This window comes from Blautia sp. LMAG:89 (genome assembly GCF_008679485.1).
GTDB classification, from domain to species: Bacteria; Bacillota; Clostridia; order Lachnospirales; family Lachnospiraceae; genus Blautia_A; species Blautia_A fusiformis.
The window spans coordinates 999,928-1,026,376 of the sequence record NZ_NANC01000004.1; the positions used below are offsets into that span (position 1 = coordinate 999,928).

General features: G+C 46.7%; 27 protein-coding genes. 6 read left to right on the top strand and 21 right to left on the bottom strand.

Going from position 1 to position 26,449, the window contains the following annotated elements:
* Positions 1-9 precede the first annotated feature (9 nt).
* Entirely contained in the window at positions 10-1,635 is a 1,626-nt protein-coding gene (locus tag CCC70_RS08645; protein ID WP_215638513.1) for an IS1182 family transposase, read from the top strand.
* 302 nt (positions 1,636-1,937) lie between these two features.
* Here CCC70_RS08645 and CCC70_RS08650 read toward each other — a convergent pair whose 3' ends face one another.
* The 13 genes from CCC70_RS08650 to CCC70_RS08710 all read right to left on the bottom strand — a co-directional run bounded on the left by CCC70_RS08650 (position 1,938) and on the right by CCC70_RS08710 (position 13,682).
* Positions 1,938-2,510: a CDP-alcohol phosphatidyltransferase family protein gene (locus CCC70_RS08650; protein WP_055057096.1), complete on the bottom strand. Its 573-nt coding sequence runs from the start codon at positions 2,508-2,510 to the stop codon at positions 1,938-1,940.
* Positions 2,500-3,564, bottom strand: a complete 1,065-nt coding sequence (locus CCC70_RS08655; RefSeq protein ID WP_092071115.1) for an FUSC family protein — start codon at positions 3,562-3,564, stop codon at positions 2,500-2,502. The genes CCC70_RS08650 and CCC70_RS08655 overlap by 11 nt, the downstream gene beginning before the upstream one ends.
* 33 nt (positions 3,565-3,597) lie before the next feature.
* Positions 3,598-4,641, bottom strand: coding sequence for a HAMP domain-containing sensor histidine kinase (locus CCC70_RS08660; protein WP_117910575.1), 1,044 nt, complete (start codon positions 4,639-4,641; stop codon positions 3,598-3,600).
* Positions 4,641-5,312, bottom strand: a complete 672-nt coding sequence (locus CCC70_RS08665; protein ID WP_118516153.1) for a response regulator transcription factor — start codon at positions 5,310-5,312, stop codon at positions 4,641-4,643. The genes CCC70_RS08660 and CCC70_RS08665 overlap by 1 nt, the downstream gene beginning before the upstream one ends.
* Before the next feature lie 24 nt (positions 5,313-5,336).
* Positions 5,337-6,770, bottom strand: coding sequence for a phospholipase D family protein (locus CCC70_RS08670; RefSeq protein WP_270391939.1), 1,434 nt, complete (start codon positions 6,768-6,770; stop codon positions 5,337-5,339).
* Positions 6,771-6,968: 198 nt separating this feature from the next.
* Entirely contained in the window at positions 6,969-8,528 is a 1,560-nt protein-coding gene (cls, locus tag CCC70_RS08675; protein WP_055053948.1) for a cardiolipin synthase, read from the bottom strand.
* Between the two features lie 35 nt (positions 8,529-8,563).
* Positions 8,564-9,244, bottom strand: a complete 681-nt coding sequence (locus CCC70_RS08680) for a GTP pyrophosphokinase (protein ID WP_005360232.1) — start codon at positions 9,242-9,244, stop codon at positions 8,564-8,566.
* A 38-nt stretch (positions 9,245-9,282) separates the two neighbouring features.
* Complete coding sequence (bsh, locus tag CCC70_RS08685) at positions 9,283-10,260, bottom strand: choloylglycine hydrolase (RefSeq protein WP_270391942.1); 978 nt, start codon at positions 10,258-10,260, stop codon at positions 9,283-9,285.
* 145 nt (positions 10,261-10,405) lie between these two features.
* Entirely contained in the window at positions 10,406-10,768 is a 363-nt protein-coding gene (locus CCC70_RS08690) for a phage integrase SAM-like domain-containing protein (protein ID WP_287084645.1), read from the bottom strand.
* Between the two features lie 121 nt (positions 10,769-10,889).
* Positions 10,890-11,057 carry a hypothetical protein gene (locus tag CCC70_RS08695; RefSeq protein ID WP_287084646.1) on the bottom strand — a complete coding sequence of 56 codons (168 nt, stop codon included), beginning with the start codon at positions 11,055-11,057 and terminating at the stop codon, positions 10,890-10,892.
* A gap of 111 nt (positions 11,058-11,168) precedes the next feature.
* Positions 11,169-11,816: an ATP-binding cassette domain-containing protein gene (locus tag CCC70_RS08700; RefSeq protein ID WP_118771658.1), complete on the bottom strand. Its 648-nt coding sequence runs from the start codon at positions 11,814-11,816 to the stop codon at positions 11,169-11,171.
* Positions 11,813-12,499 carry an ABC transporter permease gene (locus tag CCC70_RS08705; protein ID WP_287084647.1) on the bottom strand — a complete coding sequence of 229 codons (687 nt, stop codon included), beginning with the start codon at positions 12,497-12,499 and terminating at the stop codon, positions 11,813-11,815. Before CCC70_RS08705 ends, CCC70_RS08700 begins: the two co-directional genes overlap by 4 nt.
* Before the next feature lie 139 nt (positions 12,500-12,638).
* Positions 12,639-13,682, bottom strand: a complete 1,044-nt coding sequence (locus CCC70_RS08710) for a substrate-binding domain-containing protein (RefSeq protein ID WP_287084648.1) — start codon at positions 13,680-13,682, stop codon at positions 12,639-12,641.
* Positions 13,683-13,994: 312 nt separating this feature from the next.
* On the opposite strand from CCC70_RS08710, the gene CCC70_RS08715 reads away from it, so the two are divergent.
* A complete protein-coding gene (locus CCC70_RS08715) occupies positions 13,995-14,246 on the top strand; it encodes a hypothetical protein (RefSeq protein WP_287084649.1) in 252 nt (83 codons plus the stop codon).
* A gap of 18 nt (positions 14,247-14,264) precedes the next feature.
* Positions 14,265-14,660, top strand: coding sequence for a molybdenum cofactor biosynthesis protein MoaE (locus CCC70_RS08720; RefSeq protein WP_287084650.1), 396 nt, complete (start codon positions 14,265-14,267; stop codon positions 14,658-14,660).
* A gap of 90 nt (positions 14,661-14,750) precedes the next feature.
* Here the strand turns inward: CCC70_RS08720 and CCC70_RS08725 are convergent, their stop codons facing one another.
* Genes CCC70_RS08725 through CCC70_RS08760 form a run of 8 tightly spaced genes read right to left on the bottom strand, consistent with a single transcriptional unit; the run spans position 14,751 to position 22,915 of the window.
* Positions 14,751-15,245 (bottom strand): MogA/MoaB family molybdenum cofactor biosynthesis protein, encoded by a 495-nt coding sequence (locus tag CCC70_RS08725; RefSeq protein WP_158439157.1) that lies wholly within the window; start codon positions 15,243-15,245, stop codon positions 14,751-14,753.
* The gene (moaC, locus tag CCC70_RS08730) at positions 15,224-15,727 is read right to left on the bottom strand and encodes a cyclic pyranopterin monophosphate synthase MoaC (protein ID WP_287084651.1); all 504 of its coding nucleotides are present in this window, start codon (positions 15,725-15,727) and stop codon (positions 15,224-15,226) included. The genes CCC70_RS08725 and moaC overlap by 22 nt, the downstream gene beginning before the upstream one ends.
* Positions 15,728-15,729: 2 nt before the next feature.
* Positions 15,730-16,683, bottom strand: coding sequence for a GTP 3',8-cyclase MoaA (gene moaA, locus CCC70_RS08735; protein WP_287084652.1), 954 nt, complete (start codon positions 16,681-16,683; stop codon positions 15,730-15,732).
* Positions 16,680-17,534 (bottom strand): NAD(P)/FAD-dependent oxidoreductase, encoded by an 855-nt coding sequence (locus tag CCC70_RS08740; protein ID WP_287084653.1) that lies wholly within the window; start codon positions 17,532-17,534, stop codon positions 16,680-16,682. The genes moaA and CCC70_RS08740 overlap by 4 nt, the downstream gene beginning before the upstream one ends.
* The gene (locus CCC70_RS08745; RefSeq protein ID WP_287084654.1) at positions 17,521-18,849 is read right to left on the bottom strand and encodes an NAD(P)/FAD-dependent oxidoreductase; all 1,329 of its coding nucleotides are present in this window, start codon (positions 18,847-18,849) and stop codon (positions 17,521-17,523) included. Before CCC70_RS08745 ends, CCC70_RS08740 begins: the two co-directional genes overlap by 14 nt.
* Positions 18,846-20,753: a molybdopterin biosynthesis protein gene (locus CCC70_RS08750; RefSeq protein WP_287084655.1), complete on the bottom strand. Its 1,908-nt coding sequence runs from the start codon at positions 20,751-20,753 to the stop codon at positions 18,846-18,848. The genes CCC70_RS08745 and CCC70_RS08750 overlap by 4 nt, the downstream gene beginning before the upstream one ends.
* 4 nt (positions 20,754-20,757) lie before the next feature.
* Entirely contained in the window at positions 20,758-22,020 is a 1,263-nt protein-coding gene (locus tag CCC70_RS08755; RefSeq protein ID WP_287084656.1) for a molybdopterin molybdotransferase MoeA, read from the bottom strand.
* Positions 21,980-22,915: a substrate-binding domain-containing protein gene (locus CCC70_RS08760; RefSeq protein WP_118771670.1), complete on the bottom strand. Its 936-nt coding sequence runs from the start codon at positions 22,913-22,915 to the stop codon at positions 21,980-21,982. Before CCC70_RS08760 ends, CCC70_RS08755 begins: the two co-directional genes overlap by 41 nt.
* 307 nt (positions 22,916-23,222) lie before the next feature.
* Between CCC70_RS08760 and CCC70_RS08765 the strand changes: the two genes are divergently transcribed.
* From CCC70_RS08765 to CCC70_RS08775, 3 genes are all read left to right on the top strand, one after another.
* A complete protein-coding gene (locus tag CCC70_RS08765; RefSeq protein ID WP_287084657.1) occupies positions 23,223-25,040 on the top strand; it encodes an aldehyde ferredoxin oxidoreductase family protein in 1,818 nt (605 codons plus the stop codon).
* Positions 25,041-25,105: 65 nt separating this feature from the next.
* Positions 25,106-25,327 carry a MoaD/ThiS family protein gene (locus tag CCC70_RS08770; protein ID WP_118586105.1) on the top strand — a complete coding sequence of 74 codons (222 nt, stop codon included), beginning with the start codon at positions 25,106-25,108 and terminating at the stop codon, positions 25,325-25,327.
* A 3-nt stretch (positions 25,328-25,330) separates the two neighbouring features.
* Complete coding sequence (locus tag CCC70_RS08775) at positions 25,331-26,002, top strand: HesA/MoeB/ThiF family protein (protein WP_287084658.1); 672 nt, start codon at positions 25,331-25,333, stop codon at positions 26,000-26,002.
* Positions 26,003-26,449 lie beyond the last annotated feature (447 nt).

Genomic DNA, 26,449 nt, shown 5'->3' on the forward strand with positions numbered 1-26,449 from the left:
AATTAGTTTATGCTACTAAACAAAATAATACAGAGAGATTATACCTCATTTTCTCTGTATTATCAAATCAAACTTCCGCTAGATTTAGAGATTTCTATTCCATCTGATGATCCGGTTCGTCTGGTAAGTGCCTTTGTGGAGGAAATGGACCTTTCTGAACTGTATAAAACTTACGGCAGGATCAGAAAAAATCAGGCAACACCGCGTCAGATTCTGAAACTTGTTATCTATGCAGCAATGAATCGGATCTATTCAAGCCGCGATATCAGAAAAGCATGTAAACGGGATATCAACTTCATGTATCTCCTGGAAGGTATGCCGGCTCCTGACCATGCAACGATCGCGCGTTTTATCTCCCTTCACTTTTCTGTCTGTGCAAAGACGTTGCTTGCACAAATGTCAGATCTGCTCTATCTTTTGGGTGAGATTTCGGGGAAGACCATTTTTATTGATGGCACAAAGATCGAATCTGCGGCCAATAAGTATACATTTGTATGGAAAAAGGCTATTACAAAAAATCAGGCCCGGTTATACACGAAACTGTCTTCTTTTGTGGCTGAATGTGAAGAACTCTATGGAATGAAAACGGTATATCATGATAGTATATCCATACACACCTTAAAGCGGTTAAAAAAGCAGTTATGCCGCATCAAAATACAGGAAGAAATCGTGTTTGTACATGGAACCGGCCGGAGAAAAACACAGTTACAGAAATCTCTGGAACAACTGGATTGGTATCTGGAGAAACTAAAGGAATATACGAAAAAACTGTATACGCTTGGGGACAGAAACAGTTATTCCAAAACAGATCCCGATGCCACCTTCATGAGAATGAAAGAGGACGCGATGCTGAACGGACAGTTAAAGCCTGCGTATAACATTCAGCATGGAGTGGATTCAGAATACATCACATGGATTGATATCAGCCCGCGCCCCACCGATACACGTACCCTGATTCCTTTTTTGAAAGATATGGAGAGCTACCTGGGATTTAAGTATTCAGAAATTGTTGCAGATGCCGGGTACGAAAGTGAAGAAAACTATCTTTTCATTGAAAGCAACGGACAGACTGCCTACATAAAGCCACAGAACTATGAGATCTCAAAGACACGAAAATACAAAAAGGACATTAGCAGAAGGGAAAATATGGAGTATCATGCGGACAGGGACAGTTACATCTGCCGGAATGGAAGAGAACTGACTGTCACAAATGAACGGAGAAGTAAAACGACGAGTGGATATGTCAGTATAAAAACTTATTACAGATGTTCAGACTGTACTGGCTGTCCTTATAAAACAGAATGTATCAAAGGGAACAACTGCAAAACGCCTATGGAAAAACGCAATAAAGTGTTGATGGTCTCAAAGACGATGAGCCAGAAGCGTGCAGAAGATCTGGAACGGATCACGAGTGAGTATGGGACTATGCTCCGGATGAACCGAAGTATTCAGGCGGAAGGTTCTTTTGCTGATGTGAAAGAAGACATGAACTTTCGGAGATATCTGTACCGTGGAAAGGTAAATGCCTTGGCAGAAAGTATCCTTTTAGCGATGGGGCGAAATATCAATAAACTTCATTGTAAGATTCAGACAGGAAGGACGGGAAGTCACCTTTTTGCATTAAAAAAGGCATAGATTTTGATAATTGAAAATAAAACAGTTTGAAATAAGGCATGCTGAAAGGGATGCTTAGGGACGAACTGCGCTTGTAAAGAATGGCATCAAAATGGTAATCAATTTCGATGCCATTTTGGCATAAAACGGGGCTGCCGCCCAGCAAAAATATTTGCTAATGCGACAGCCCCTTTTTATAATGATTTATTTTCTATCTAAAATTTTATTAAACCGACTAAAGACTCCATAGTTTGTGTGTTTGACTTACTGTTTATATCTATCTTCTCCTAAATATTTTTCTAGTCATTGCAATATAAAATTGCTTATACAGTCTCTTCCTTAAGAGTCCTGGTATTCTGGATAATATACAGAGCGACCGATATGACCATCATTATAGCGCACAAACCAATCAACAGATCTGATACCATCGGTGTAATGTGGAACCATATAATATGCACCGCTGCAGTTCCATATAATAAAAAGGTTACTATCTTTCCATGCCAGTCTGCACCATGTACTTTTCCTGTCTTTCGTATCACAAGACATCCACTGACTACCATATACAGCTCCTTACCTGCCATTATTACGATTAAAAGAAGCACATGCGGAAAACGAGTAAACAGACAGATTAACATCGCTGCCTGTGTCAGCTTATCAGCCACCGGATCAAGTATTTTTCCTAAATTACTAATCCTATGGAATCTTCTTGCGATATATCCATCAGCAAGATCCGTAAGACCAGACAGCAATAAGATTTCACCAGCTAACAGAGGATTTTTCTTTACACAATAACTCCATATAATTACCGGAATCAGACAAAGCCGAAAAAAAGAAAGAAGATTAGGAACCGTAATAATTCTATTCAAATTTTCTTCCTGATTCACTTCACTCTGCATGTACGGTCATCTCACTTTCCTTTTTTTTAGACATAAACCAATAAAATATAACACAAAATGCTAAAGCAAACACAACACCAAAAACATTTTGAATCACTCTAAGACTAACCGCTCCTTGTAGTCCATAAGTCTCTGCAGCAATGGCTAAAGCACCAAATGTGTTAAATACTGCCTGCCAGCCATATTGTGCTGAAAATCCTACACCGATTCCACCAAGAATTCCTATATATGCATAGATTGACGAAGGAAGCAGAAAATATAATACTGTAAAACATATAACACCTGCAATATTTCCGACAATCCTTTTACGGACTCTGTAGTGCATATCTTCCATAAACGGCAAAATCGCGGACATGGCCGCAATACCAGCCCACATTGCACGTGGCATATTACAAAGTTCTGCAATGCAAAGGACAATCGGTACGCATAAAATCTGACATATCTGCCATTTTGTTCTGGAAGAAGTGATATCAAATTCTTGTATCAGATCTTTCAGATTTCTTTTATAAGTTCTGTTTTTATGATTTCGATAAAATACGAAGCAGGTAAGTGCTGCACCTAAAGCCATTCCGACTAATCGCATCTGATAGCTTTTTCCCGTAACATCATAACCATATAGCAGCAGATACCCAAGAACCAATGTAGATTGATTAAACATGAATGGATTATGGCATCCGAACAGAATCAACACAGCCAGTGCCGCAATATTTAACAGCATTCCCAATACCGGTGAAAACTGATTTGCTAAATGCGGACATACAGTCATAATTACAAAGAACAAAGCCAAAAGCATCGTAGATTGTCCGGTGTGGATCCCCAGATCCGCATTTCTAAACACCATGAGACATAATAAGACTACTACACCTACAATGCTGTTCTCATTTCCAAATAGGATGCTGAAAATACTAACAAAGAAAAAACAAAATGCCATTGTAACAGCTATCTTCACCAGATATACCCACATATGATATAATTTTTCTTTTAGTGTTTCACTCTTTTTCAACAGGTTTTTAGAACCTGCCTGATTTAACTGCAACTCCTGATAAAATGTCATATAAATCCTCCCATCTTCTAATTTATCTTAAAACTATATAATCTCATCTTTCTGCTTTGGCAGCTCTATAACAAATCTGCATCCACCATATTCACGGTTTTCTGCTTTGATTGTTCCTCCGGCACTATCTACAATCCGTTTTACAAGTGCAAGACCTAGGCCATTTCCTTCTGCTTTATGAGATCCATCTACCTGATAGAACTTGTCAAATATTCTGGATTTTACATCATCCTCTATTCCGGGTCCTTCATCTTCCAGAATGAACTTAACAGAATCCTGTTCTTGTTTCAGAAACATCGTAATTGTCCCCTTTGAAGGGCTGAACTTAATCGCATTATCCAAAAGATTTATCCAGATATGCATAAAAAGTCCTTCATTCCCAGTATATTTAACTTCCTCCAATTCTACCTGAAAACCAATTTCTTTTTCTGTCCATTTTGTTTCCAATGAAAGAAATGCCTGGCGGATCTGTTCATCCAGACGATATTCTGTTTTTTTCATTGGTATATTCTGATTCTCTAACTTGGATAACAGCAAAATATTACCAACCAATCCGGAAAGTCTTTGGGTGTTAAATAAGATTTTTTCTACATATTCCTCTTGATCCGGAGACAGTTCTTCTCCCTGAAGCAGCATTGTATATCCTTCAATGGCATTAATCGGGGTCTTAAACTCATGAGAAACATCAGATACAAAATCCATCTGCAGCACCTCTGTTGCACGAAGTTCTTTTGTCATAACGTTAAAACTTTGATAAGATTCTCCAACTTCTGCTATACGGCTGTTCGTTTCCAAATGCTGTTCAAAATCTCCCTGAGAAACTTCCTTCATTGCTTTACTAAGTCTGGTAATTGGTTCCAGTAACTTTGCATTAATAAAGGAAGTGATCAGCCCTGCAATCAATGTATTGAAAATCAAAAGCCAGCCAAGCACAGGTATGCTGCCCGGCAGATTAAAAAAATGATTCAAAAAAGCAAATAATAAAGCAGATATGACTGTTGAAAATACAAGTGCCAGCCAGATTGCACCAGTCAGACAGGATCGGATCCGCAATCCTTTTTCTTTCTTTTGTTCCATTATTTTTTCACCACCTTGTATCCAATTCCACGCATTGTTACGATTTCAAAATCAGGGTTATCTTTAAAACGCTCTCTGATTCTTCCTATATGTACCTCTATCGTATGTGGGTCTGCCTCCGTCTCGTATCCCCAAACTTCATCCATCAACTGTTGTTTTGTAAATGTTCTGCCTGGCGAAGCTGCAAGCTTATATAAAAGCAGGAATTCTTTTTTAGGCAAAACAAGACTTTCCTTATCAGTTGTAACCGTCATTGCATCATAATCAAACTCTGTTGAACCGATCACAATTTTGTGTTCATTCAGTATCTGTGCACGGCGAAGCAGTGCTCCTACTCTTAAAACCATTTCATTCACATTTACCGGTTTTACCATATAATCATCACTTCCAGAAAGAAATCCCTGGCGCATGTCATCAAAGTTTCCTTTTGCAGTGATCATAAGTACCGGTATCTGGTATCCTGCTGAACGAAGTTCCGACACCAGCTCATAACCATCCATAACCGGCATCATGATATCGGAAATAATCAGATCAATATATTCCTTATCCAATACTTCTAATGCCTGAGCTCCATCCGGTGCACTTTTAACCTGATAACCATTCTTCTCGAGCACTTTCTGAAATAGCTGGCTTAATTCTTTATCATCTTCTACAATTAATATCTGAAACACGTTTTCCTTCCTCCCTGTTATCTATTAAAACAGATATCTTGCCCATCCAAGCAGATGCTGTACCAAAAACACATTTCTCTGACGTTTTTTTGTTAATTCAATCGGTTTTACATGATACGGATCATGATACGTGCCATCTTCTAATGCCTGTCGGGATACTTTTTCATATTCCATCATTCCTTCTTCCAACTGTTTATTGATTTCTTTGCTACGTATTACAAGCATCAGTTCCGTATCCAGATACGTACTTCTCATATCCATGTTAAAGGAACCAATCACAGATAAATCATCATCGATCAGGATGCTTTTTCCATGGTAAGAATAACCGCCTTCATATTCCCAGATGTCAATTCCTGTATTTAAAATCTTATTTCTATTTTTTGCATAATCAGCAGACCCGAATGGATTGCCATTATTTGCAACCGAATTTGTCATGATTGAAAAATTTGGAACATTCTCTGCAATCTCCTCCCATGTATTATACATCATATCATTACAGATAATATATGGTGTATGAATCTTTACACGATTCTTCGCACTTTTCATCAATTCTCCCAGCTGATACCAGACTACTGGTTCCTTGGAAGCTGTGTGAATAGGATTTGATACCAATGCAATCTTTTCTGTCTCAAAAGTTTCGTCCGTGTAATCGGTATCGCAGATTCTTTCCTTATTCTCTTCAAAATATTTCTGATAGCCGTTCTGCAGCTCTAAAACTGCGTTCTTTACAGATTTTCTATTTGCCAGTTTTTTATTGTCATGAAAATAACCACTGTCTTCTTGTTCCCATATCGTTTCAAAATACTCTAACAACTGGTTAACTGAATTTTCTTTCTCAGGTTCATCGCAAACCACTAACACATCTCTGTCATAGTTCTTATGTCCCAGAAAATCACCCAGGAAATAATTGTATGTATTTCTTCCACCAAGAATATATGTCTTACCATCTGCAATCAAATATTTATCATGCATTCTCCCCATCATCTTCCATGGTTTCAACGGATTGGCCTTATTATACAGTTTAATTTCAACATTCTCATGGGAAGATAATCCATAGAAATACGGATTGCCTTCCATATCAACCCAGCTCTCCATTCCATCTACTAACAGACGAACATGCACACCTCTGTCTGCCGCATCATGCAGTGCTCCTAAGATCAATTTTCCACTTTCATCGGATTGAAATGCAAAAGTAGAAAGAATAATTTCCTTTTTTGCATTCTTGATCAAACGCACTCTTTGTAAAAGCGCTTCTGGATTCTTTTCTATGATTACTGCCCGTTCTGTATTTTCACTGCATTCGTTCCATAACCCATTTTTTGTTTCTTTTTTGGTTGTATTGGACACTTCCGGCTGTTTTTTATATGCAACGCAGATTCCGAGCAATTCATAAAAAGCCACACATAAAAAAATTGCCAGTATAACAAGAAGGATTTTACATATTTTATGCTTTTTCATTGTACATCACCTGATTCCTTTTTATTTCATACTTATACAATACAAAGTCAATCTCAATTTAACCTCAACAAGGTTTGTTTTTTTCATCCATGCAAAATCTTCTTTGTACAACAGACTGTTAGATATAGCAAAAACGGCCTTTCAAAAACAGTTAACTTCTAAATCAACTGTTTTTTGAAAGGTCGTTTCATCAGATTCTTATAGCAATCCAGCAAATAATCTCATAAATAATTGTCCCAGTCGCAAATATGCACTTCGTCCGGTTTGATATTGGTCTGTCACATCACGACATTCTCCCATCGTTCTTATCAGATCATTTTTTATTTCCACAACTGCCTGACAATCTGCCATAAAACAGCCGTTTTCAAAATGGTGATATAAACTTCGATAATCCAGATTAATTGTTCCACAAGTTGCCATACAGTCATCTGCCACACTCATTTTTGCATGACAGAAACCAGGAGTCCACTCATAAACACGAACACCATGTTTAACTAATCCATGATAAAAAGAACGAGTTATATTATAAATGAATTTTTTATCAGGGATACCAGGTGTGATAATTCTTACGTCTACCCCTCGCTTAGCAGCCAGACATAACGCATGCGTCATTTCATCTGTTATGATTAGATATGGAGTCATAAACCAACAATATTTTTCAGCTTTATTTATCATACTGATATAAACTTCTTCTCCTACTTGCTCATTATCCATAGGGCTGTCTGCATAAGGTTGAACAAAACCAGTTTGCTGTGCCGCATAATCATAGTGGAAAAGGTATTTACTAAAATCAGAATCATTAGCATCCTTATCACTTACTGCATTCCACATTTCCAAAAATGTCACCGTAAGCGACTGAACAGCATCTCCTTCTAAACGAATACCTGTATCTTTCCACTGTCCATACGGGTGTGTGTAATTAAAATATTCGTTTGCTAGATTATATCCACCTGTAAATCCGACTTTTCCATCAATAACTGTTATTTTTCTATGATCACGATTGTTCAAAAACAGATTTAAACCTGGCATAAACGGATTGAATACACGGCAATGAATTCCTATTGCCTCCATCTTTTTCACAAAATCTGTGTTAATAAAGCCTATAGAACCCATATCATCGTAGAATACTCTAACTTCCACACCTGCTTTTACTCGCTCTTCCAGAACATCTTGAATCTTATGCCATGCTTCAGCGTCTTCTATCGCATGATATTCCATAAAGATAAACTTCTGTGCTTTCTCCAAATCCTTAAGCTGTGCCTCTAATCCTTTCACTGCTTCATCAAAATACACAATATCCGTATTCTGATAGATTGGATACTGCGAATTTCTTTGTATGTAACTTGCTATATTTCCTGCTTTCGGAATTGTTTCTTTTATTTTGCTCAAACACTCCTGACTGTCCGGAAGCATTGGTAACAATTTGCTATCAATTTCTGCATATCGCTCACGCATTTTATGTGTGCCACCATTCAAACCAATCAACAAATACAGGCCTACACCCATAATTGGGAAAATTAGAATTAAGATGATCCAAGGCATTTTCATAGAGGATGTCTTATTTGATGCGTACAATCCCAAAACCAAGATCCCACTCAAAATCCTTGTAAATAAATTTATGATTTCTGCATATTCATTCAAGCGTGTTACGATAGTAATAATAAAAATCACTTCCAGAAGAATGCAGATTATGGAAAAACACAGCCGTTTTACCCCATTTTTTGTTTTTGCTTTGCCCTCTAAAGTATCTTGTTTCATATATATTCCACCTTCCTACTTGCTCAGTTTTCTCCCTAAATTTCGTGGAACATACCAATTTTGTCTTTTATTCTCTGCATTTCATTATCTGCTTCAATGATAGCTCTTGCAGAATGAAGTAATTCTTCACTTATCTCATCATAGCCAGGCATTTCTTCAATTCCTTTTTTATAGCGAAGTTGATGTTCCAATGTTGCCCAGAAATCCATACCATTGGTTCGAATCTGTAATTCTACACGCATAGGTGTTTTACCCTTAGCAAAAAATACTGGTATTTCAACAATCATATGATAGCTTCGATAACCATTCGATTTTGGATTTTTTATATAATCTTTTATTTCAATAACTTTAATATCATCCTGTTGGGTAATCAAATCTGATATCATATAAATATCGTCAATAAACGCACAAACTATTCGAACGCCTGCTACATCATTGAGATATGTCTGTATATTTTCTGTTGTAAATTCATATCCCATCTTCTGCAATTTATCGTAAATACTATTGGGCTGCTTAATTCTTGTTTTTATAAAAGAAATAGGATTTCGATTGTTCTCAACTGAAAATTCATCATCCAAAACCTCAAGTTTAGTTTGTATCTCCCTAATAGCACAACGATACATCATCATTAAATTATAAAATTTTGTAGCATTATTTAAAAACTGTAGTGATTCCGGACTGTTCATCCTGAGTTTTTTTACTTCATCTTTTGTCATGGAACTTTCCTTTCTACCTCATCCCTGATTTCAAAACATTATTTATTTTGATAGTTGATTCGTTCTCCTTGAATTACTGGATAACAAATCATTTTATCACTATCCAGATTTTCTACATGCATATCTACTGCACTGATCTGATGGTTTTCATAAGTATTGTAATAATAAATACCTTTTGTAACATTACAACACGACGTATACAATGTGATTTCATATTTTCCATCCGCTACTTCGCAACATCCTCGTTGCTGATCCACAGATCCGAGAATGTGGAAGAATTGGCTAACGCTTTCTTCCTCTGATTCACCTGAAATTGCATTTACCTTTGTAAAAGCTACACGTACAAAGCGTGAGGCAGATGAGAGATCTCCCGGAAGACCTAATCCTCCCATACCTCTACTATATGCATCAAGAGCCAAATTTTCGCAGAAAGTATTTCTGGGCTGTTTAGGAGATAAATGCATATAATTATTTAGTTGAAACATCTGCTGTGGAAATGGCGGATTATTCGTAAGCACTCCTACTGGATTATCATAAATATGCAAACCATCTGACATAGATTCTACCGTAATTGACTCATTCTCATCAGAAATGATCCAGTGTAATTGTGCTAATGGCAATTGCTCGCTGAAAGGAGTATTAACAATATTAATTCGTTCAAGAAGCTCGCGAACTTCAACTAAAGAAGAACACTGACTTAAAATCCACGGAATAAATTCAAACTGTGCAATATTTTCCACATCTGGCTTAATCGCGGCATAAACAGCATTTCCGACAAAATTCAGTCCTGCCATTGCCACTCCTTTTTCATTCATAGCATCATAATACAAAGGATAATCCTCTGCAACATGAGCCATTCCAATAATTGCATAATGATTTTTCATATCGCCAACATGGCGAAAATTAAACGCATAATTACGTGGTGTAATTACTATCTGATCACCATAAGAGAATTCATAATCGAGGGTTCGTCCAAAGTAAAAATCTTTTGTTTTATAAGTTGCTGCTGTACACATGATCGTTTATCCTCCTAAATAGATTAAAATATGTCAATGAGTTTTTTTCTTGAACAATAATATAGCACAATCTTTTATTTTGTTCCAACTTCATACATGATCATAACATGTAAACTTTAAACTATTTTCCTAGATTATTTCTCCATCAGTTTTTCAAACCAGGTATCCATAATGGATATTTTGTGGAACTCATAGATCCTCTGGTGTATTCTTTCATACATCCATTACAAGGATTTTTTCTAATTATGTCATTATCTACAGCCATTTGAAATGCGGGAAATAATATATTTTGATATAATTGTATTGTTCCTCTGCAAAAATTTCTTTTAGTAAATAAATAGGCGTAAAAAGCTTGAATATCCATTTTTTTTATGTCTTTTACTTTAGATTTACCCAATTTGGTATCCTTAATATTTTTTTCGTATATATGGGTATAATTTTCTTTTGTTGATACAGCTAAATTGGTTTTTAAATCTAAATACTGTTCTATTAATTTATTAACAGTCATATCATCGGATTTTATCATGTAGTGATAACAGGTGTTTGGCGGGGCTGCCTTAGCATCGGCCTGAAGGCTAATTGGTTATAAATAAACTCAATATTTCACCCGTATTTAGGTGCCTATATGGTTAGATATCGTCCAAGACTTCCAGACTGCACAGCAGATAGTAGGAACTGTCATCCGAGAACGCCAGCCGGTTTCCTTTGGAATTGATCAGTCCATACTTTGCAGAGAAGGAATCATACAGTTTATCCAGCTCTGCCTGTTTTGCGGTGATTTCATGGTCGGGTGTCATGGCTTTTGCGTGAGCCTGTCCAAGTTAACACTGCTTGCGGCTACTATTATAAAGAACAAAACAGCCATCTTCAGCACAAAAGCAACGAAGACAGCTGTTTTCGGAGTGTCATCAGTTTCCGTAGAACTCCAGGAATCTCTTCAATTCCACACGTGTGGGGGAATACAGCAGACTTTCTGCAGGACCATACTCCAGTACTTCCCCTTTTTGAAAAAACATCGCTTCATCAGCGATTCGCCTTGCCTGCTGCAGGGAGTGGGTGACCAAAATCAAAATACAATTGGTCTGGCGCACATAGGACTGAATCAAAGTTTCCGCGGCAGCGGTGGTTTCCATATCCATGGCAGCCGTTGGTTCATCGAGAATCACCACATCGTATGTTCCCATCATCAATCTTGCCATCGCCATGCGTGCCGTCTCACCTCCGGAGAGACGATCCGCCCGTTTATGCTCCAGCTCTGTCAGAGACAGTGCTTTCGCGAGGGACTCCGCTTTCTGGATATCCCTGCCGCCCAGCAGGATGTTTTTTCTGACAGACATACGAAAGGCATAGGGCTTCTGGGGAAGATAGCCAATGCTTGGTTCCAAGCGGATTTTCCGGTCTGCCGGAAGGACATCTGCCAGAATTTTTGAAAATGTGGATTTTCCGCTTCCGTTTGCTCCGAGAATCGCATATATGTTTCCAGGCTGCAATTCCATTCCCGGAAAATCCAGCACTTTTTTCTGCCCATAGGTTTTGGAAAAGGCGGGAATTATCATTGGCTGAGCCTCCTTTGCAGCAGAGATATCACAACATTCACCAGCAGGGAAACCGCCAGCAGAATCATGCCCAGGGCAATGCCCAGAGAGAAATTTCCCTGATTGGTGTACTGCATAATGGCTGTGGTCATCACATTCGTTTTCCAGGCAATGGCACCGCCCACCATGGACACTGCCCCGACCTCTGCAATAGATCTGGAAAACGCCAGCAGATAGGAAGAGATGATACAGTACTGGCACTCATTGCACAGTAGCAAAAACGTCCTTCCTCTTCCCAGCCCCAAACCCCTGGCTGTTTCCCAAATCGCCGGAGACACTCCCGCCACATAAGTCTCCATAGCCCCCACAACAATGGGGGTGATCAGCGCCACCTGGGCAAGAATCATGATTTTAACCGTGAACAGCAGCTTCATGTGTCGCAGAGGGCCGACCCCGGAGAAAAGGATGTAAAACAGTAGGCCACATACCACAGGGGGCATCCCCATAAGCGTTCGGTTCAGGATAATCAGAAGCCCTCTCCCGGGGAATTTGCTATTGCCCAGACAGATTCCCAGCGGAACACCCAGCAGCAGTGCAAGCAAAGAGCTTTTGAGGCTCATTTGCGCTGTGACTTTCAAAATGTTCAGAAGTTCTGCATCGGAAGACAGGATAAGAGAAATCGCCTTTTGAAGGGCCGTTCCCACGGTGCAGCCTCCTTTCTTTTTGTAAAATCCCGTGGGGAAATTCCCCACGGGATACAGTTTACACAGATTTTTTCAAAAAAGCAAGTTTTTGGAAACTGTACATATAGCGTCAGCCGCAGAAAATGAACCCAGAGTTTCCTCAGCTTATAATGCCATCGTTGGCAACGAAAGTCAGGAAGGTTGCCTTATCGGTCAGGATGTAAGCATGCATCTGCTCTGCCATCACCAGACATGCGCCCATACCGGCGTTTGCAGAGGTGTACCACTGCGTGTAGGGAGCGAAGGACTCTGCCTCCTCCGTGATACCCAGAGTCTCAGGCCACAGAGACAGCTCCTTGGTGTGGGTGCCGGAACCGTCGCCACGGGAGATGAAGGGATACTTGCCCTCCGCAATGGCTGCAAACGCATCCAGAACGGAAGCTGCCTCCTTAACACCGGCAGGGTCCGCAGAAGGTCCGCACAGGACGAAATAGTTATACAGGAAGGAAATGCGCTCTGCTTCGAAGCCATCTACAGTGCGGGCGAAGCCCTCTTCAACAAAGGCTTCTTCCTGGCTCTTGGCATGGACCAGAATCAGGTCGGCATTGCCGAACTTGGCGGCAGAGATTGCCTTGCCGGTACCGGCAGACTGGACTTCCACAGTGTAGCCATAAGTGTTCTCGAAGATGGGCAGCAGATAGTCCAGCAAACCAGAGTCTTTCACAGAAGTGGTGGTGGAAAGGCGGATGACCTTTGTCTCTTCGGTAGCGGGCGCAATCTCACCTGTATAAACAGGGGCACCGTCCTTGACGTAGAACAGAGACTCACCGTACTCTTTAAAGCCATAGTTTGCGGCCAGGTCCAACGTTTCCTGGGTCAGGAACCACTGGATGAGGGCATCCGCACCGGCGGTATTCACCGCAACGTCAGCGACAGAGTTGCCGTCAGCATCCACAAAAGGTGCCTCGGGATTTACGGCGATAACGGTGTAGGTGTTGAGCATCTTGTCGTCGGCTTCCTTCAGAATGCAGGTATCCACCACAAGACCTGCCTGGGTGGGAACCTCAGCGGCGGCTTCCGTCGGGACAGCCGTTGTGGCGGGAGCCTCAGTGGAAGCCTGCGCCTCAGCAGGCTTGCTTGCGCCGCAGGCAAGAAGACCAAACATCATGGCAAAAACCAGCAACATGGACAGAATCTTTTTCATTGTCTTACCTCCTAAATATAAAGAAATATAAAAAAGACCAGCCAGTTTCCGCAACACCAAAAGCACAGCCGAAAGCTGCGCCCGATCATGGAGTCTGGAAAGAGGCTCGTCCACCGCTTTGCAAACTTTGGAAATCAGTCAATTTCACGAAAACTGACCAATCAATTTCTGATACTATATCATATTTGAACAAATAATACAAGCCGCCCTTTTCAAAGACTGTGCGAAATGATACGAAATTATATGAAATGATCCAAAACAGTTCTTTCACTATTCTCCATAGTATGATAAGCTGAAACAGGAGGGGATCGCATGTTCAAAGAAGAAGTGTGGGCTTTGGAACCAGAGCGCATAGAAACCTTTTTCCTTCATCATAGGGAGGTTCATGCCACTGCGGATGGTTACCGGTTCCGTGATTGCCGAATTACCGTGACCGTCCTTCCACCCCGCAGGATCGCCGGTTTGGCACTGCCTCAGACCAGAGTCATCTTTGAAGGTTCAGATGATTCCGCGCTTCTGATTTACAGGCAGTTTCAATTACGATTTCTATCCTCAGGCGGATAAGAATTGGAGGTTTATAATATGAGCAAGAAAACAAGTCCTTCCATGGATTCCTGGCTGAAAGAGGCCAAGGCCCACGAAAGCGCCCCTAAGATTGGCATGTATCTGACCCATAACGGCATTGTCCGGGAAAGTGCCAAGGCAAAAGTACGCCAGGGTGCCGCCGATACCAGGCCCGTTGTGGGGATGCAGTTTTCCTACAATCAGGAAGCTGTGGATGCCATCATCGCAGAAACCTATAAGTTGGACGGTATTTTCTACATCAAGGTCTGGCTGAACGAAGGGGAACTGAGCGTTGGTGACGACATCATGTATGTGCTCATCGGCGGCGATATCCGCCCCCATGTGGTGGATGCTCTGCAATATCTGGTGGGTCGCATCAAAAACAAGTGTGTCACGGAAATAGAGCTTTACTGATACGAGAAATCCGGAAAAATATGCGGAATTTCATGTAACCGTTTCGATGTATAAAAAATCCCATTTCCTGCTCGGAAATGGGATTTCCTTTCATTTTGCACAGTCCGCACTGCCCTCGCTGTAGAGCATATCCAGGCCATGGGCCACCGGGTCGATGACCGCCAGAATATTCTCTGCCGATGCCTTTTGGCTGCCTGGCAGGGTAATGATCAGGGTGCGTGCCCGAATGCCCGCAACACTGCGGCTCAGGCAGCCTTTGGGTGTGATCTTCATGGATTCTGCCCGCATAGCCTCCGGGATACCGGGAGTCGGACGCTGGATTACCTCCATAGCGGCTTCCGGGGTAATATCCCGGGGTGAGAAGCCGGTGCCGCCGGTGGTAAGCACCAGGGCAATCTTCTTTTCATCTGCACACTTCAAAAGCTCCGATTGGATCATCTCCGCCTCATCGGGAACGATGGCGGTATAGGTCACGTCGAACCCCTTCTCCGTCAGAATCTTCACCAGGTTGGGGCCGCTGGTGTCCTCCCGCTCGCCCCGATATCCCTTATCGCTGATGGTAATCACTGCTGCTGTATACGCCATGATTCGTCCTCCCGTTTGTAATCGCCGTGGATTCCGCCGGTTTTGGAAAGCAGGCGGATGTCCGTGATCGTCATATCCTTTTGCACCGCTTTGCACATATCGTACACTGTCAGAGCGGCGGTGCTGACAGCGGTAAGTGCCTCCATTTCCACGCCGGTTCTTCCGTCACAGGAAACGGTGGCCTTGATTTCTACGCTGGATCTGTGCTCATCCAGAGAAAGCTCCAGGTTGATGCCATCCATCAAAATGGGGTGACACATGGGAATGATATCCGGTGTGCGCTTGGCACCCATGACCCCCGCAATCTGGGCAACGGTCAGCACATCTCCTTTTTTCATGCCGCCGCTTTGAATGAGCGCGAATGTGTGTTCATTCACCAACACCCGGCCTGCCGCAACGGCCATGCGCTGAGAAATGGGCTTTCCCCCCACATCTACCATTTTGGCCCGTCCCTGGTCATTAAAATGAGTAAAGTCTGCCATACTCAACCTCCGATTTGATTCATATTCCGACCGGCGCCCGATTTGTGCGCAACATCCAGATCCCCATGCCATTGGGGTTTTCCCAAAATCGCTGCTTCCAGCTGTGCTTTCATGCCATCGAAATCCAGCCCTTTCAGGGGATACTCCGCATTGGAATGCAGACAGGGCTTCACTTTTCCGTCTGCAGTCAGTCGGATGCGGTTGCACTCCCCGCAAAAATGGGCGCTCACCGGGCTGATAAGGCCAATATTGCCCAGTGCGCCAGGCAGGTGGAAGAGTTTGGCAACACCGCCATCTTTGGCAGCCGGTACCGCTTCCGGCAGAGCTTCCAAAACCCTTGTAAATGGAATATACGCTTCCGGGCCAAAGCCGGAGCTGTCGCACATGGGCATCATTTCAATAAAACGCACATCCACAGGATACTTCCGGGTAAGCTCCGCCAGCGGAAGGATCTCATCATCGTTAAATCCGCCAATTAGCACAGCATTGAGTTTGATCTTCTGAAAGTCAGCATCCAAGGCCGCATGAAACCCCTTCCAGAAGTCATCCAGACTGCCGTTGCGGGTAATGTGGGCATACTTCTGAGAATCCAGGGTATCCAGGCTCAGGTTTAACCGGCTGACCCCCGCCTCCTTGAGGGGCCTTGCCAACTCCGGGAGCAGGATGCCATTTGTTGTCAGGCAGACCTCCCGAATTCCAGGAACTCTGGATGCTCTGCGGCAGATAGACACGATATTCTTTTTAACAAGTGGTTCTCCACCTGTAATGCGCAACTTGGTAATGCCCAGAGCCTCGGCTGCTTCCACAGCCTGAATAAGCTCATCTTCCGTGAGCATATCGGCATGCTCTTTCTTGCAGACACCATCCTCTGGCATACAGTACCGGCAGCGAAGATTGCACAATTCCGTCACAGAAACGCGCAAATAGGTGATGCTGCGTCCAAATGTATCAATCATAGTTTACCTCGTATCTTTTGAAATGCGGCAATGCCCGCTTTTCTTCCGTCGGCTGTCACGCCCTCTGCCATGGGGTACACCGTGTTGCAGTTGCCGCACATCTGAAGCCAGGACGGCATTCCCAATTCCGCCAGCAGCCCACGCTCCGGGACAAGTCCCGCGGCAATCAGAAGCGTTCTGCAGGCTATCTTCTCTCCGCCGGACAGGCAGCAGCCTGTGAGTACGGGAGAGCCCTCAACGGCGTCAATGGTCTGGCTGCAAATAAGGCGGATGGAATTATCTTTCAGGCAGCGCCGGTTTCTCGCCAAGCCGCCGCAGTTTTCCTTCTGCTCCACCAGAGTAACAGAAATCCCCATTGCCGCAATCTGGGATGCCATGATAAGGCCAATGTCACCACTGCCCAAAATGACCACAGGACCTTGGGGAACAAAGCCATGGAGGTTCATCATCTCCTGCATCTGACCGGCTGTATAGACACCCTTTGGACGGGTTCCCGCAATCGGCAGCGCCCCCAGTGGAATCTCCCGGCTGCCCGTTGCCAGAATCAGCTGAGAAAACGAGATCTGCCGGTCACCGGACAGATGCGCCGTTTTATTGGGTTCTACCGAAAGCACCGTTGTCCCCAAAAACAGAGTAACCGTTTCCGGGAAATCCTGCACAAGCGCAGCGGCGTATTCCCCTCCGGTAAGTCCGGCGCCAAAACCGGGATGGCTGCATTGCAGGAGAATGCCGCCCAGCTTTTGTTTTCTCTCCACCAGCGCAATGCTTTTGCATCCGGCATCCGCTGCGGCTCTGGCTGCAGCAATTCCCGCTGCACCACCGCCGATAATCATGATATCAAAGTGCCCCATGCCTGACCTCCCGGAGTATCTGCTCGATGGCAAAGCTGCATCGGCTGCCCTGGCAGACACCCATACCGCTTCCCACTCTCCGCTTGACCCCATCCACCGTGGAAGCTCCCCTTCGGATTGCTTCCAGAATCTCTCCGCGGCTGATGCCTTCGCACAGGCAAATGATTTCGGGGTCATTTGTTTTGGCAATGACCTGCCTGTGGGGCGTGAAGCGTGAATTCGGGTGTGCATCCAGAAACGCCGCCGTTTTCTCCGCAAGGTACCTGCCCAGTTCGTTGGCGCAGGTCAGCCCCGGGGTTTTGATTCCGATCAGACTGAAAAATCCAGGAGCCGGGTACGCAATGGAGAAATCGTGAATGCTCTCGCCGTCATCCCGCTGAGGATTTGGCCGTGCGGCGGCGAATGAGCGGATTACCTGCTGCATATTCAGATTCGGAAACAGCGATACCGCACTTGTCTTCAACTCCGATATTCCCTCTTTTGTTGTGGCAAAGGGTTCTCCAACGGGCTTGCGTACCCCGCTGAGTAGCAGATTCCCTTCCACACACGGGATAGCGGTGATGCCTTTTCCGCAGGACTGTGCCTGCTGAAAGATGACCCGCTTCGGCTTCCGCGCCTGTTTGTCCAGAACCAGGTATTCTGCTCCATCTATCAGAAGATGCGTGTCGGAGGGAAAGCACAGCTCCTGTATCCGATCCGCGAAAAGTCCTGCACAGTTGATGACAGCCCTGCAGCGCAGTTCGCTGCGATCTGTTTCCACCAGATAGCCAAACTTGGTTTTCCGGATTCCCACCACAGTGGTTCCCAGCATGGGTTCCATCCCATTGGCAGCAGCGTTTTCAAAGGCGGCAATGCCCAATTGCCAGGGGTTCACCGTTCCGGTGGTCGGGGCATAGAGCGCGCCTGCCACACCCGGTGCCAGCATAGGCTCCATTGCCTCTGCCTCTCCCCCGGTCAGAAGCTCCAGACCCGGCACGCCATTGCGGATACCCTGCTCCCATTTTCTCCGGAGCTGGGCCAGGCTCTCCTTGTCATAGGTCACCAGCAAGGAACCGCAGCGGGAAAAGGGAACTTCCAGTTCACGGCACAAATCATCAAAAGAGGCATTTCCACGAACCGTCAATTCCGCCTTCCGGGAACCGGTTTTGTTGTCATATCCCGCATAGACGATGGCAGAGTTTGCCCGGGTAATGCCTGTACAGATATCCAATTCCTTTTCAATCAGCACGACAGACAAATTCCAGCGCATCAGATTCCGGGCCGCAAAGCAGCCCAGAATTCCTCCCCCAATAACCGCAACATCTACGCTTTTCATAGGGGGATAATCTGTCCGGGGTTATCCACGGTATAGCCGCCGAGGGACAGGATTTTTCCCCGGAACGCATCGCTCTTCAGGATGTGCAAAAGCGCCTGAACCATAGGGGTATCCCAAGCATGGTCAGGGACAATGAGGTCATACTCCTCAATACAGATGGGGATAAAATCCAGATCATAGAGCTTTGCCGCGGAGTAGATGCCCATACCGACATCAGCACTGCCGCTGGCGATCTGGGCAGCAACAGAAGTGTGGGTCAGTTCTTCCCGATCGTAGCCGTAGACAGAAGCAGTATCCACATTCTCCCGCATACACAAATAGTCCGCAAGGATCCGGGTACCGGATCCCTTCTGGCGATTTACATAACGCACGCCATCCTTTGCAATATCCGCGAATTTCCGGATCTGGAGGGGATTGCCCTTTGCCACCATCAATCCCTGCTGACGACCGACACAGGAAACCAGCTTCACACCGCCTTTGGGGAAATACTTGCGAATAAATGCCTTGTTATAGCTGCCGTCAGCCGTATCCAGCAGGTGGCAGCCAGCCATGTGCGCCTCACCACGGCGGATTGCCATTATACCGCCCATGGAACCCACATGGGAGGAGCTGATGTACAAGGCAGAGTCCTCCAAATGGAGCATATCTGCCAGCTCGTCCAGCAGCGGATCATGGCTGCCGATAACCACCAGCGTATTGTGCAGCTTTTCTAAGGGGCTCAGCAGGCGGACTCTCACTTCCTCTCCCGCCTCGTAGCCCTCCAGTCCCTGGGGTACTTCCAGAATGCCATCGGCCTTCATAAAAGAAGAAACCACGCCGCTGCCCCGGCTCAGGGGGCTGGCCATCAGCCTGCCGCCTACGCAGCCCATGCGAACACGGACAAACTCCTGATATTTCAGACCGCTGACAACAGGCCGGGTAAGGGTTGCGTTCACATATGTGTCAGTGGCTGCCGGTACTTTCAGCCAGTGGTCAATCAGGGGCTTCAGCAGCTGCTCAATGACGATGATGCCGGACACCGGATAACCGGGCACTCCAAGAATGACCTTCTCTCCCCGGCAGCCCAGAATGGCAGGCTTGCCGGGCTTGATGGCGATGCCATGGTACAGCACCTCACCCAGTTCCCGGATGACCCGAGCCGAGAAATCCTCCCGTCCGGCAGAAGAACCGGCATTGAGAATTACCATATCGCACTCGTCTGCCGCTTTGGCAACCATTTCTTTGATCTGGTCAAATTTATCCGGAACAATGGGATAGACCACCGCCTCTGCGCCCCAGGAACGCACCATTGCGGAAAAAATGGAGCCATTGAATTCCAGAATATCCCCGGGCTTCGGGTCTGTACAGGGCGGGATAATCTCGTCCCCTGTGGGGATGATGCCCACCACAGGTTTGCGAATCACTTCAATTTCCAGCACACCGCCGGCAATCATCGCACCAATGGCAGCCGGGGAAACGGTCATATGGCTGGGCAAAATCATTTCCCCGGCGCATACATCCTCGCCGATCTGGCGGATATGCTGCCACGGGGCTGCGGCTGCGTGAATGGTGATGGAACCATCTCCATTCTTCACAATGTCCTCCACCATGATGACTGCATCTTTGTCCTCCGGAATCGGGTCGCCGGTGTCCAGCACAAGAAACTGGTCCGGCTTTAGAGTAACAGGGGTCGTTTCCGTCGCGCCGAAGGTTTCTTTTGCGGAAACCGCCACACCATCCATGGCACTGGCGGCATAGTGCGGGGCGCAGATGTGGGCATAGACTGCCTTTGCCGTCACCCTACCGCAGCTTTCAAAGACAGGAATGGTTTCTGTCTTTGACCCAAAACCGCCGCTTACCAGCCGCTCCAGATATTCCTTCCGTGCCTGCGCAAGCGGCACATTGGTCAAATATTCAAATCCCATAAAATCACACTCCTGAAGTAATCGTTACCTGAATTTCCGCTCCCTGGGGTAAGCCTTCACAATCCCGACTGATGCAGAAATAGCCGTCGGTCCCTGCCAGAGTGGTGATAAGGCCGGATTTTCCCCGAATGGGTTGGGCATAAAGCTCGCCGCCTGTTCCTGTCAACCGGCAGCAGTGATACTGGGCTCTGCCATGGTTGGCACTGATGCTCTCTGTAACCCTGGCAGTAACGGTATAGGCAGTCATGTCCCGATCCATCAGCCGTCCCAGCAGGGGCTGCACAAAAAGTTTTGTGATAAAGTAGGCAGCCACCGGATGCCCGGGCAGACCCACAATGGGCTTTTTCCCGGCTTTTCCCAGAATGGTTGGTTTTCCGGGCTTAATGGCAATGCCGTGAAGCAGAAGCTGGCCTGCGGATTCAATGATGCGGCAGGCGGCATCCTTCACTCCGACACTGCTGCCTCCGGACAGCAGCACGGCATCACATTCCGCAATGGCCTGATTGACCTTTTGAGAAAGCAGTGCCTCATCATCCACCACAATCCCATAGTTGACAACATGGCACCCAAATGTGGAGAGCATTGCCTCCAGCATGGGACTGTTCACGTCCCGCACCTGTCCGGGGCCGGGCTGCGCCTCCGGAGGAACCAGCTCGTCACCGGTAGAAATGACGCCCACGGTCACTTTTTTCACCACCGGCACCTGCACCCGGCCAATGGCAGCCAGCGCACCAATGTCGGCAGAAGACAGGGAGCGGCCTTTGTGCAGAATCACCTTTCCTGGATACACATCATCCCCCCGGAAAATCAGATTCATGCCCGGCGCCGCAGGTTTGGCAACACCGATGGTGCCGTCGCCGTAATCCTCCGTGTATTCCACCATCACCACACCGTCAGCACCCCTGGGCACTGCGCCGCCGGTGGGAACGGCTACACATTCCCCCTCATTCAGCAGATAGTCGGCACCTTCGCCCATCAGCACCGTGGCCTGCAGGGGCAGGATCGCCGGGATGGCATCGCTGCAGCCGAAGGTGTCACTGGCGCGAACCGCAAAGCCATCCACTGTGGAGCGGTCAAAATCCGGCACATATTCCCGCGCCGCAATATCCTCCGCCAGAACTCTGCCCACAGCCTCAGACAGAGCTACAAATTCTGCCTGTTCAAGCGGGAAAAACTTCGATTCTATCAGCGCAAGAACTTCTTCCGGCGTTTTTACATACAGCATACTAGACCTCCATAATAATCTTACCCAGGTCCCGGTAGTCATTGCCGGAGAAGTGGGTCACCTCCCTGCGGAACACAGGTGAGGACAGGATTGCAAGCATTTTGACTACAGCCGGATTTTCCAGCGATTCCTTCTGCAAAACAAGATCGAACCGTTCCTCCAGCAGTGGGATGAAGTCAAGCCCCTCCAGCTGATGCGTTATCCGCTCCGTGCCAATGGCAAGATCCGCATCCCCTGCGGCAATGGCAGATGCCATCGTAAGGTGAGAACTCATAATCTTGTCGTAGCCCTTTAGCTGTCCGGAGGGGATTTCCAGTTTTTTTAGCTGGGTATCCAGCAGGATCCTGGATGAGGAACCAACCCGGCGGTTGAGAATGGAGATGTCAGCCCGGCGCAGATCCTCCCACCCAGTTATGTGCTTGGGATTGCTTTTGCGAACATAAAAGCCCTGGGTGCGGTAGGACAGGTTCACCAGCACTGCGGACACCCCGGGCATCAGGCTTCGCACAAAGGAGGCATTGCACTCTTTTCCATCATACAGATGGCAGGCCGCAGCGTCCACCTTTCCCTGATACAGTGCCAGCAGACCTTCAAAGCTAGACAGATATGTACGACCGGCGTTGATATCCTCCTGATGAAGATAATTTGCCAAAATGTCCAGCACAACATCCTGCCCGGAGATGATCATCTCCGGTGCCTTTTCCTCAGCAGGTGTCAGCAACGTGGAGTGGGTATCGATGCGCTGCACCGGGGCAGTGGAATGCTCATGCCGGGAGCGGGCAATATAGGCATCCACATCCTCCTGCGTAAAACGAACCTTTCGCCCGATTTTATAGGAATGGATTTCTCCCTTGCGAATCAGGTCGTAAATGGTGGACTTGCTGACATGGAGAATGTCTGCAACCTCCTGGGTAGACAGGGACTGATTCTGCGCCATACTGCCGCCTCCTTGCAATCGTTTTCTATTGATTATACTTCTTCTTTCCAAATTGCACAAGTGCTTGGCGCAATATTTCAAGTATTTTGTGCAATTTCACGCCATTTTGTACGGCATTTCGTCGAAGTACTAAAATCTCTTCGCATAAAATGATACAGTTTCATGCGGTTTCACACAAAAATGCACATCCGCTCTTGATACCCCCTGTTATTTCCACTATAATAAACATATACAAATTGTAAGCTCAATTTCAATAAACACATACAAATTGTAAGCTCAATTTCAAATTTTTATGGAGGTATTGCATATGGCTAGCGCATACTACGAAAAAATTGCCCGCATCAATCTGACCACCGGCAAGATCAAAGTGGAACCTCTGGATCTGGAACTTGCCCACAAGTTCATTGGCGGCCGTGGTCTTGGCACCAAGATGCTCTATGACGAGGGCATTGCCACCGTCGATCCCCTGTCCCCGGAAAACAAGCTGATCTACATCACCGGTCCTATGACCGGCGCTGCCGCCCCTTCCACAGGCCGCTACATGGTCTGCACAAAGTCCCCCCTTACCGGCATGATTGCCTGCTCCAACTCCGGCGGTATCTGGGGTGCCAAGCTGAAGTACGCCGGTTGGGATGCCATCATTGTGGAAGGTGAAGCTCCCGGCTGGACCTACATCAACATTGACGACGATAAGATTGAGCTGCTGGATGCCCGGGAATATGTAGGTGTCATGAGCGAAGCCATTGACGAGCAGCTCAAGGCAAAGCACGGTGCTGACGTTTCCGTTCTGAACATCGGCCCCGCCGGTGAGAAGAAGGTGCTGCTTGCCGCCATTATGAACGATAAAGACCGTGCCGCCGGTCGTTCCGGTGTCGGTGCTGTCATGGGCAGCAAGAAGCTGAAAGCCATCGTGGTCAAGGCAACCCGCAAAAAACTGGACAACATTGCAGACCTGGATGCCCTGAAGGTGGCAGCCAAAAACGCTATGGATGTTCTGAAGGCCAACCCCGTTACCGGTTCCGGCCTGCGGCAACTGGGTACCGCTGTTCTCGTGAACATTGTCAACAACATCGGTGCTTTCCCCACCAAGAACTGGCAGGAAAGCTATTACGACAAGGGTGACGATATCTCCGGCGAAACTCTGGCTGAGAAATACCTGGTCAAGCCCGGTGCCTGCCATCGCTGCCCCATCGCCTGCGGCCGCGTGGTCAATGTCAATGGCAAGGTCGTCGGAGGTCCTGAATACGAGCCCCTGTGGGCCTATGGCGGCAACTGCGGCAACAATGATCTGAACGTCATCGATGAGTGCAATATGCTCTGCAACGAGTATGGTCTGGATGCTATTTCCGTCCCCTGCACCATCGCCGCTGCCATGGAGCTGTACCAGAGAGGCTACATCAAGGAGGAAGAGTGCGCCGGTGTACCTCTGGAATGGGGTTCCACCAAGGCATTGGTGGAGTGGACCAAGCGTATGGGCAATCCTGAAACCGAGCTTGACTGGCTGATGAGCTCCGGCTCCGCCCGCCTGTGTGAGCACTATGGCCATCCCGAATACTCCATGAGCGTTAAGAAGCAGGAAATGCCCGCTTACGACGCCCGTGCCATTCAGGGCATCGGCATTACCTACGCCACCTCTAACCGTGGCGGCTGCCATGTCCGTGGCTACATGATCTCTCCCGAAGTTCTGGGTCTGCCCCAGCAGCTGGATCGTACCGTTACCAACGAAAAGGCAGCTTGGGTCAAGACCTTCCAGGATCTGACAGCTGTCATCGACTCCATGGGTCACTGTCTGTTTACCTCCTTCGCCATGGGCGCCAAGGAGTACACCGACCTGCTGAACGCCGCCACCGGAACCAACTGGACCATCGAACAGGTGCTGGAGATTGGCGACCGTATCTACAACATCGAGAGAATGTTCAACAAGGCTGCCGGTATGAAGCCTGAGGACGATCGTCTGCCCAAGCGGCTGCTGGAAGAGCCCGTTGTAAACGGCCCCTCCACCGGTATGACCTCCAAGCTGCCTCTGACTCTGCCCGAATACTACGAAGCTCGTGGCTGGGTCAACGCATTCCCCACCGATGAAACCCTGAAGAAACTTGGCCTGGACGAGTGTGTTGGCAAGTGATACAATATAATTAATGGGGAGGGGGCAAGTCCCCTCCTCGATTTCTTTTGCAAAGGAGAATTTTCATGATTGAAGTTCGCGTTTTTGCAACCTTGCGCCAAGGCAGGGATAAAGTCACGCTGCTATCGCCGGAGGGTATCGCCTGTGCTGGAGATATCCTTGACCGGATGAACATTCCCCAAGAAGAAGTGTCTATTCTGCTCATCAACGGTTTTCATCACAAGCCGGAATCGGAAGTGAAGGACGGGGACATCGTGGCTCTGTTTCCCCCGGTGGGAGGTGGCTGAACGATGGATCCCAGATATGCGCGCAATGTCCCCGCCCTGAGCGAAGCGGAATGCGAGCTGCTTCGGTGCAAACGTGTTCTGGTGGTTGGCTGCGGCGGTCTGGGCGGGCATCTCATCGATATGCTTGCCCGCATTGGCATAGGCTCTCTGCGGGTGGTGGACGGTGATGTATTTGAGCCCTCCAATCTGAACCGTCAGCTGTTGTCCGAAGTTTCCTTGCTGGGCGTTGGGAAAGCACAGACCGCCGCGGAAAGAGTCCGGCGTGTGAATCCCAATGTTGCGGTTCATGCCGTGGGGGAATTTCTTACGGAAGAAAACGCAGCCGCCCTTCTTACAGACTGTGATGCGGTTCTGGACGGTCTGGACAATATCCAGTCACGGCAAATCCTCGCGAATGCCTGTGAACGTGCTGGAATTCCCCTGATCTACGGTGCCGTCAACGGCTGGGTCGCCCAGGCCGCAATCTCCTGCCCCGGCGATCATTTGATAGACTTACTGTACCCCGACGGGGCTGCACTCAAAAATAAGAGCGTTCTGAGCTTCACTCCCGCCCTGTGCGCCTCTATGCAGGTTTCCCTGTGCGTAAAGTTTCTCACCGACCGCCCCGTCAGAACCGGAACACTGTATTTTTTTGACTTACTGAATCAGGAATTCGAGGTCATCCCCATGACATAAGCGCCAGACAGAACACTGCTTCCAGGATTCTATGGTTGGTTGCAGCGTTCATCTAACACTTCTGCATACGGATATCTCTGTAACGTACTGATTGGAGAATAGAACGACAGAGTGTTATGAAACCCACCTCTCCCTTTTCTCCTTCGCTGCGGCTATGGAAACCGTGGAAAACCGCAACCTGCGCTCACCCTTTTTTCCTCTCCGGCTTTCTCCCTATACAAAGAAAAGTGTCCATTTTCTATCCCGAAAACGTACAGTTGCCGTGATGAGCAGATGGCAGCGTGTCATTATAGCAAAGAAAAGCAAACAGCACACAGGCGGTTTTATCCTCAAAAAAAGCACCGAAACATGACAATAAAGAAGCCCAGCACCACGCCATTAAAGTGGTGCTGGGCTTTTTCTGATTACAGCGATTTTCAGCGGATGAAGCAATGTGCTGTTTGCAGA

What these genes read in the sequence shown, in the direction of transcription:
- moaC (WP_287084651.1), bottom strand. Translation starts at nt 15,727, where the DNA reads ATGGCAGACTTTACTCATTTTAATGACCAGGGACGGGCCAAAATGGTA.
- cls (WP_055053948.1), bottom strand. Translation starts at nt 8,528, where the DNA reads ATGAAACAAGATACTTTAGAGGGCAAAGCAAAAACAAAAAATGGGGTA.
- CCC70_RS08770 (WP_118586105.1), top strand. Translation starts at nt 25,106, where the DNA reads ATGATTGAAGTTCGCGTTTTTGCAACCTTGCGCCAAGGCAGGGATAAA.
- CCC70_RS08775 (WP_287084658.1), top strand. Translation starts at nt 25,331, where the DNA reads ATGGATCCCAGATATGCGCGCAATGTCCCCGCCCTGAGCGAAGCGGAA.
- CCC70_RS08710 (WP_287084648.1), bottom strand. Translation starts at nt 13,682, where the DNA reads ATGAAAAAGATTCTGTCCATGTTGCTGGTTTTTGCCATGATGTTTGGT.
- CCC70_RS08655 (WP_092071115.1), bottom strand. Translation starts at nt 3,564, where the DNA reads ATGACATTTTATCAGGAGTTGCAGTTAAATCAGGCAGGTTCTAAAAAC.
- CCC70_RS08660 (WP_117910575.1), bottom strand. Translation starts at nt 4,641, where the DNA reads ATGGAACAAAAGAAAGAAAAAGGATTGCGGATCCGATCCTGTCTGACT.
- CCC70_RS08690 (WP_287084645.1), bottom strand. Translation starts at nt 10,768, where the DNA reads ATGACTGTTAATAAATTAATAGAACAGTATTTAGATTTAAAAACCAAT.
- CCC70_RS08680 (WP_005360232.1), bottom strand. Translation starts at nt 9,244, where the DNA reads ATGACAAAAGATGAAGTAAAAAAACTCAGGATGAACAGTCCGGAATCA.
- CCC70_RS08725 (WP_158439157.1), bottom strand. Translation starts at nt 15,245, where the DNA reads ATGGCGTATACAGCAGCAGTGATTACCATCAGCGATAAGGGATATCGG.
- CCC70_RS08700 (WP_118771658.1), bottom strand. Translation starts at nt 11,816, where the DNA reads ATGATAATTCCCGCCTTTTCCAAAACCTATGGGCAGAAAAAAGTGCTG.
- CCC70_RS08650 (WP_055057096.1), bottom strand. Translation starts at nt 2,510, where the DNA reads ATGCAGAGTGAAGTGAATCAGGAAGAAAATTTGAATAGAATTATTACG.
- CCC70_RS08695 (WP_287084646.1), bottom strand. Translation starts at nt 11,057, where the DNA reads ATGACACCCGACCATGAAATCACCGCAAAACAGGCAGAGCTGGATAAA.
- CCC70_RS08765 (WP_287084657.1), top strand. Translation starts at nt 23,223, where the DNA reads ATGGCTAGCGCATACTACGAAAAAATTGCCCGCATCAATCTGACCACC.
- bsh (WP_270391942.1), bottom strand. Translation starts at nt 10,260, where the DNA reads ATGTGTACAGCAGCAACTTATAAAACAAAAGATTTTTACTTTGGACGA.
- CCC70_RS08715 (WP_287084649.1), top strand. Translation starts at nt 13,995, where the DNA reads ATGTTCAAAGAAGAAGTGTGGGCTTTGGAACCAGAGCGCATAGAAACC.
- CCC70_RS08740 (WP_287084653.1), bottom strand. Translation starts at nt 17,534, where the DNA reads ATGGGGCACTTTGATATCATGATTATCGGCGGTGGTGCAGCGGGAATT.
- moaA (WP_287084652.1), bottom strand. Translation starts at nt 16,683, where the DNA reads ATGATTGATACATTTGGACGCAGCATCACCTATTTGCGCGTTTCTGTG.
- CCC70_RS08745 (WP_287084654.1), bottom strand. Translation starts at nt 18,849, where the DNA reads ATGAAAAGCGTAGATGTTGCGGTTATTGGGGGAGGAATTCTGGGCTGC.
- CCC70_RS08760 (WP_118771670.1), bottom strand. Translation starts at nt 22,915, where the DNA reads ATGGCGCAGAATCAGTCCCTGTCTACCCAGGAGGTTGCAGACATTCTC.
- CCC70_RS08750 (WP_287084655.1), bottom strand. Translation starts at nt 20,753, where the DNA reads ATGGGATTTGAATATTTGACCAATGTGCCGCTTGCGCAGGCACGGAAG.
- CCC70_RS08645 (WP_215638513.1), top strand. Translation starts at nt 10, where the DNA reads ATGCTACTAAACAAAATAATACAGAGAGATTATACCTCATTTTCTCTG.
- CCC70_RS08670 (WP_270391939.1), bottom strand. Translation starts at nt 6,770, where the DNA reads ATGAAAAAGCATAAAATATGTAAAATCCTTCTTGTTATACTGGCAATT.
- CCC70_RS08720 (WP_287084650.1), top strand. Translation starts at nt 14,265, where the DNA reads ATGAGCAAGAAAACAAGTCCTTCCATGGATTCCTGGCTGAAAGAGGCC.
- CCC70_RS08755 (WP_287084656.1), bottom strand. Translation starts at nt 22,020, where the DNA reads ATGACTACCGGGACCTGGGTAAGATTATTATGGAGGTCTAGTATGCTG.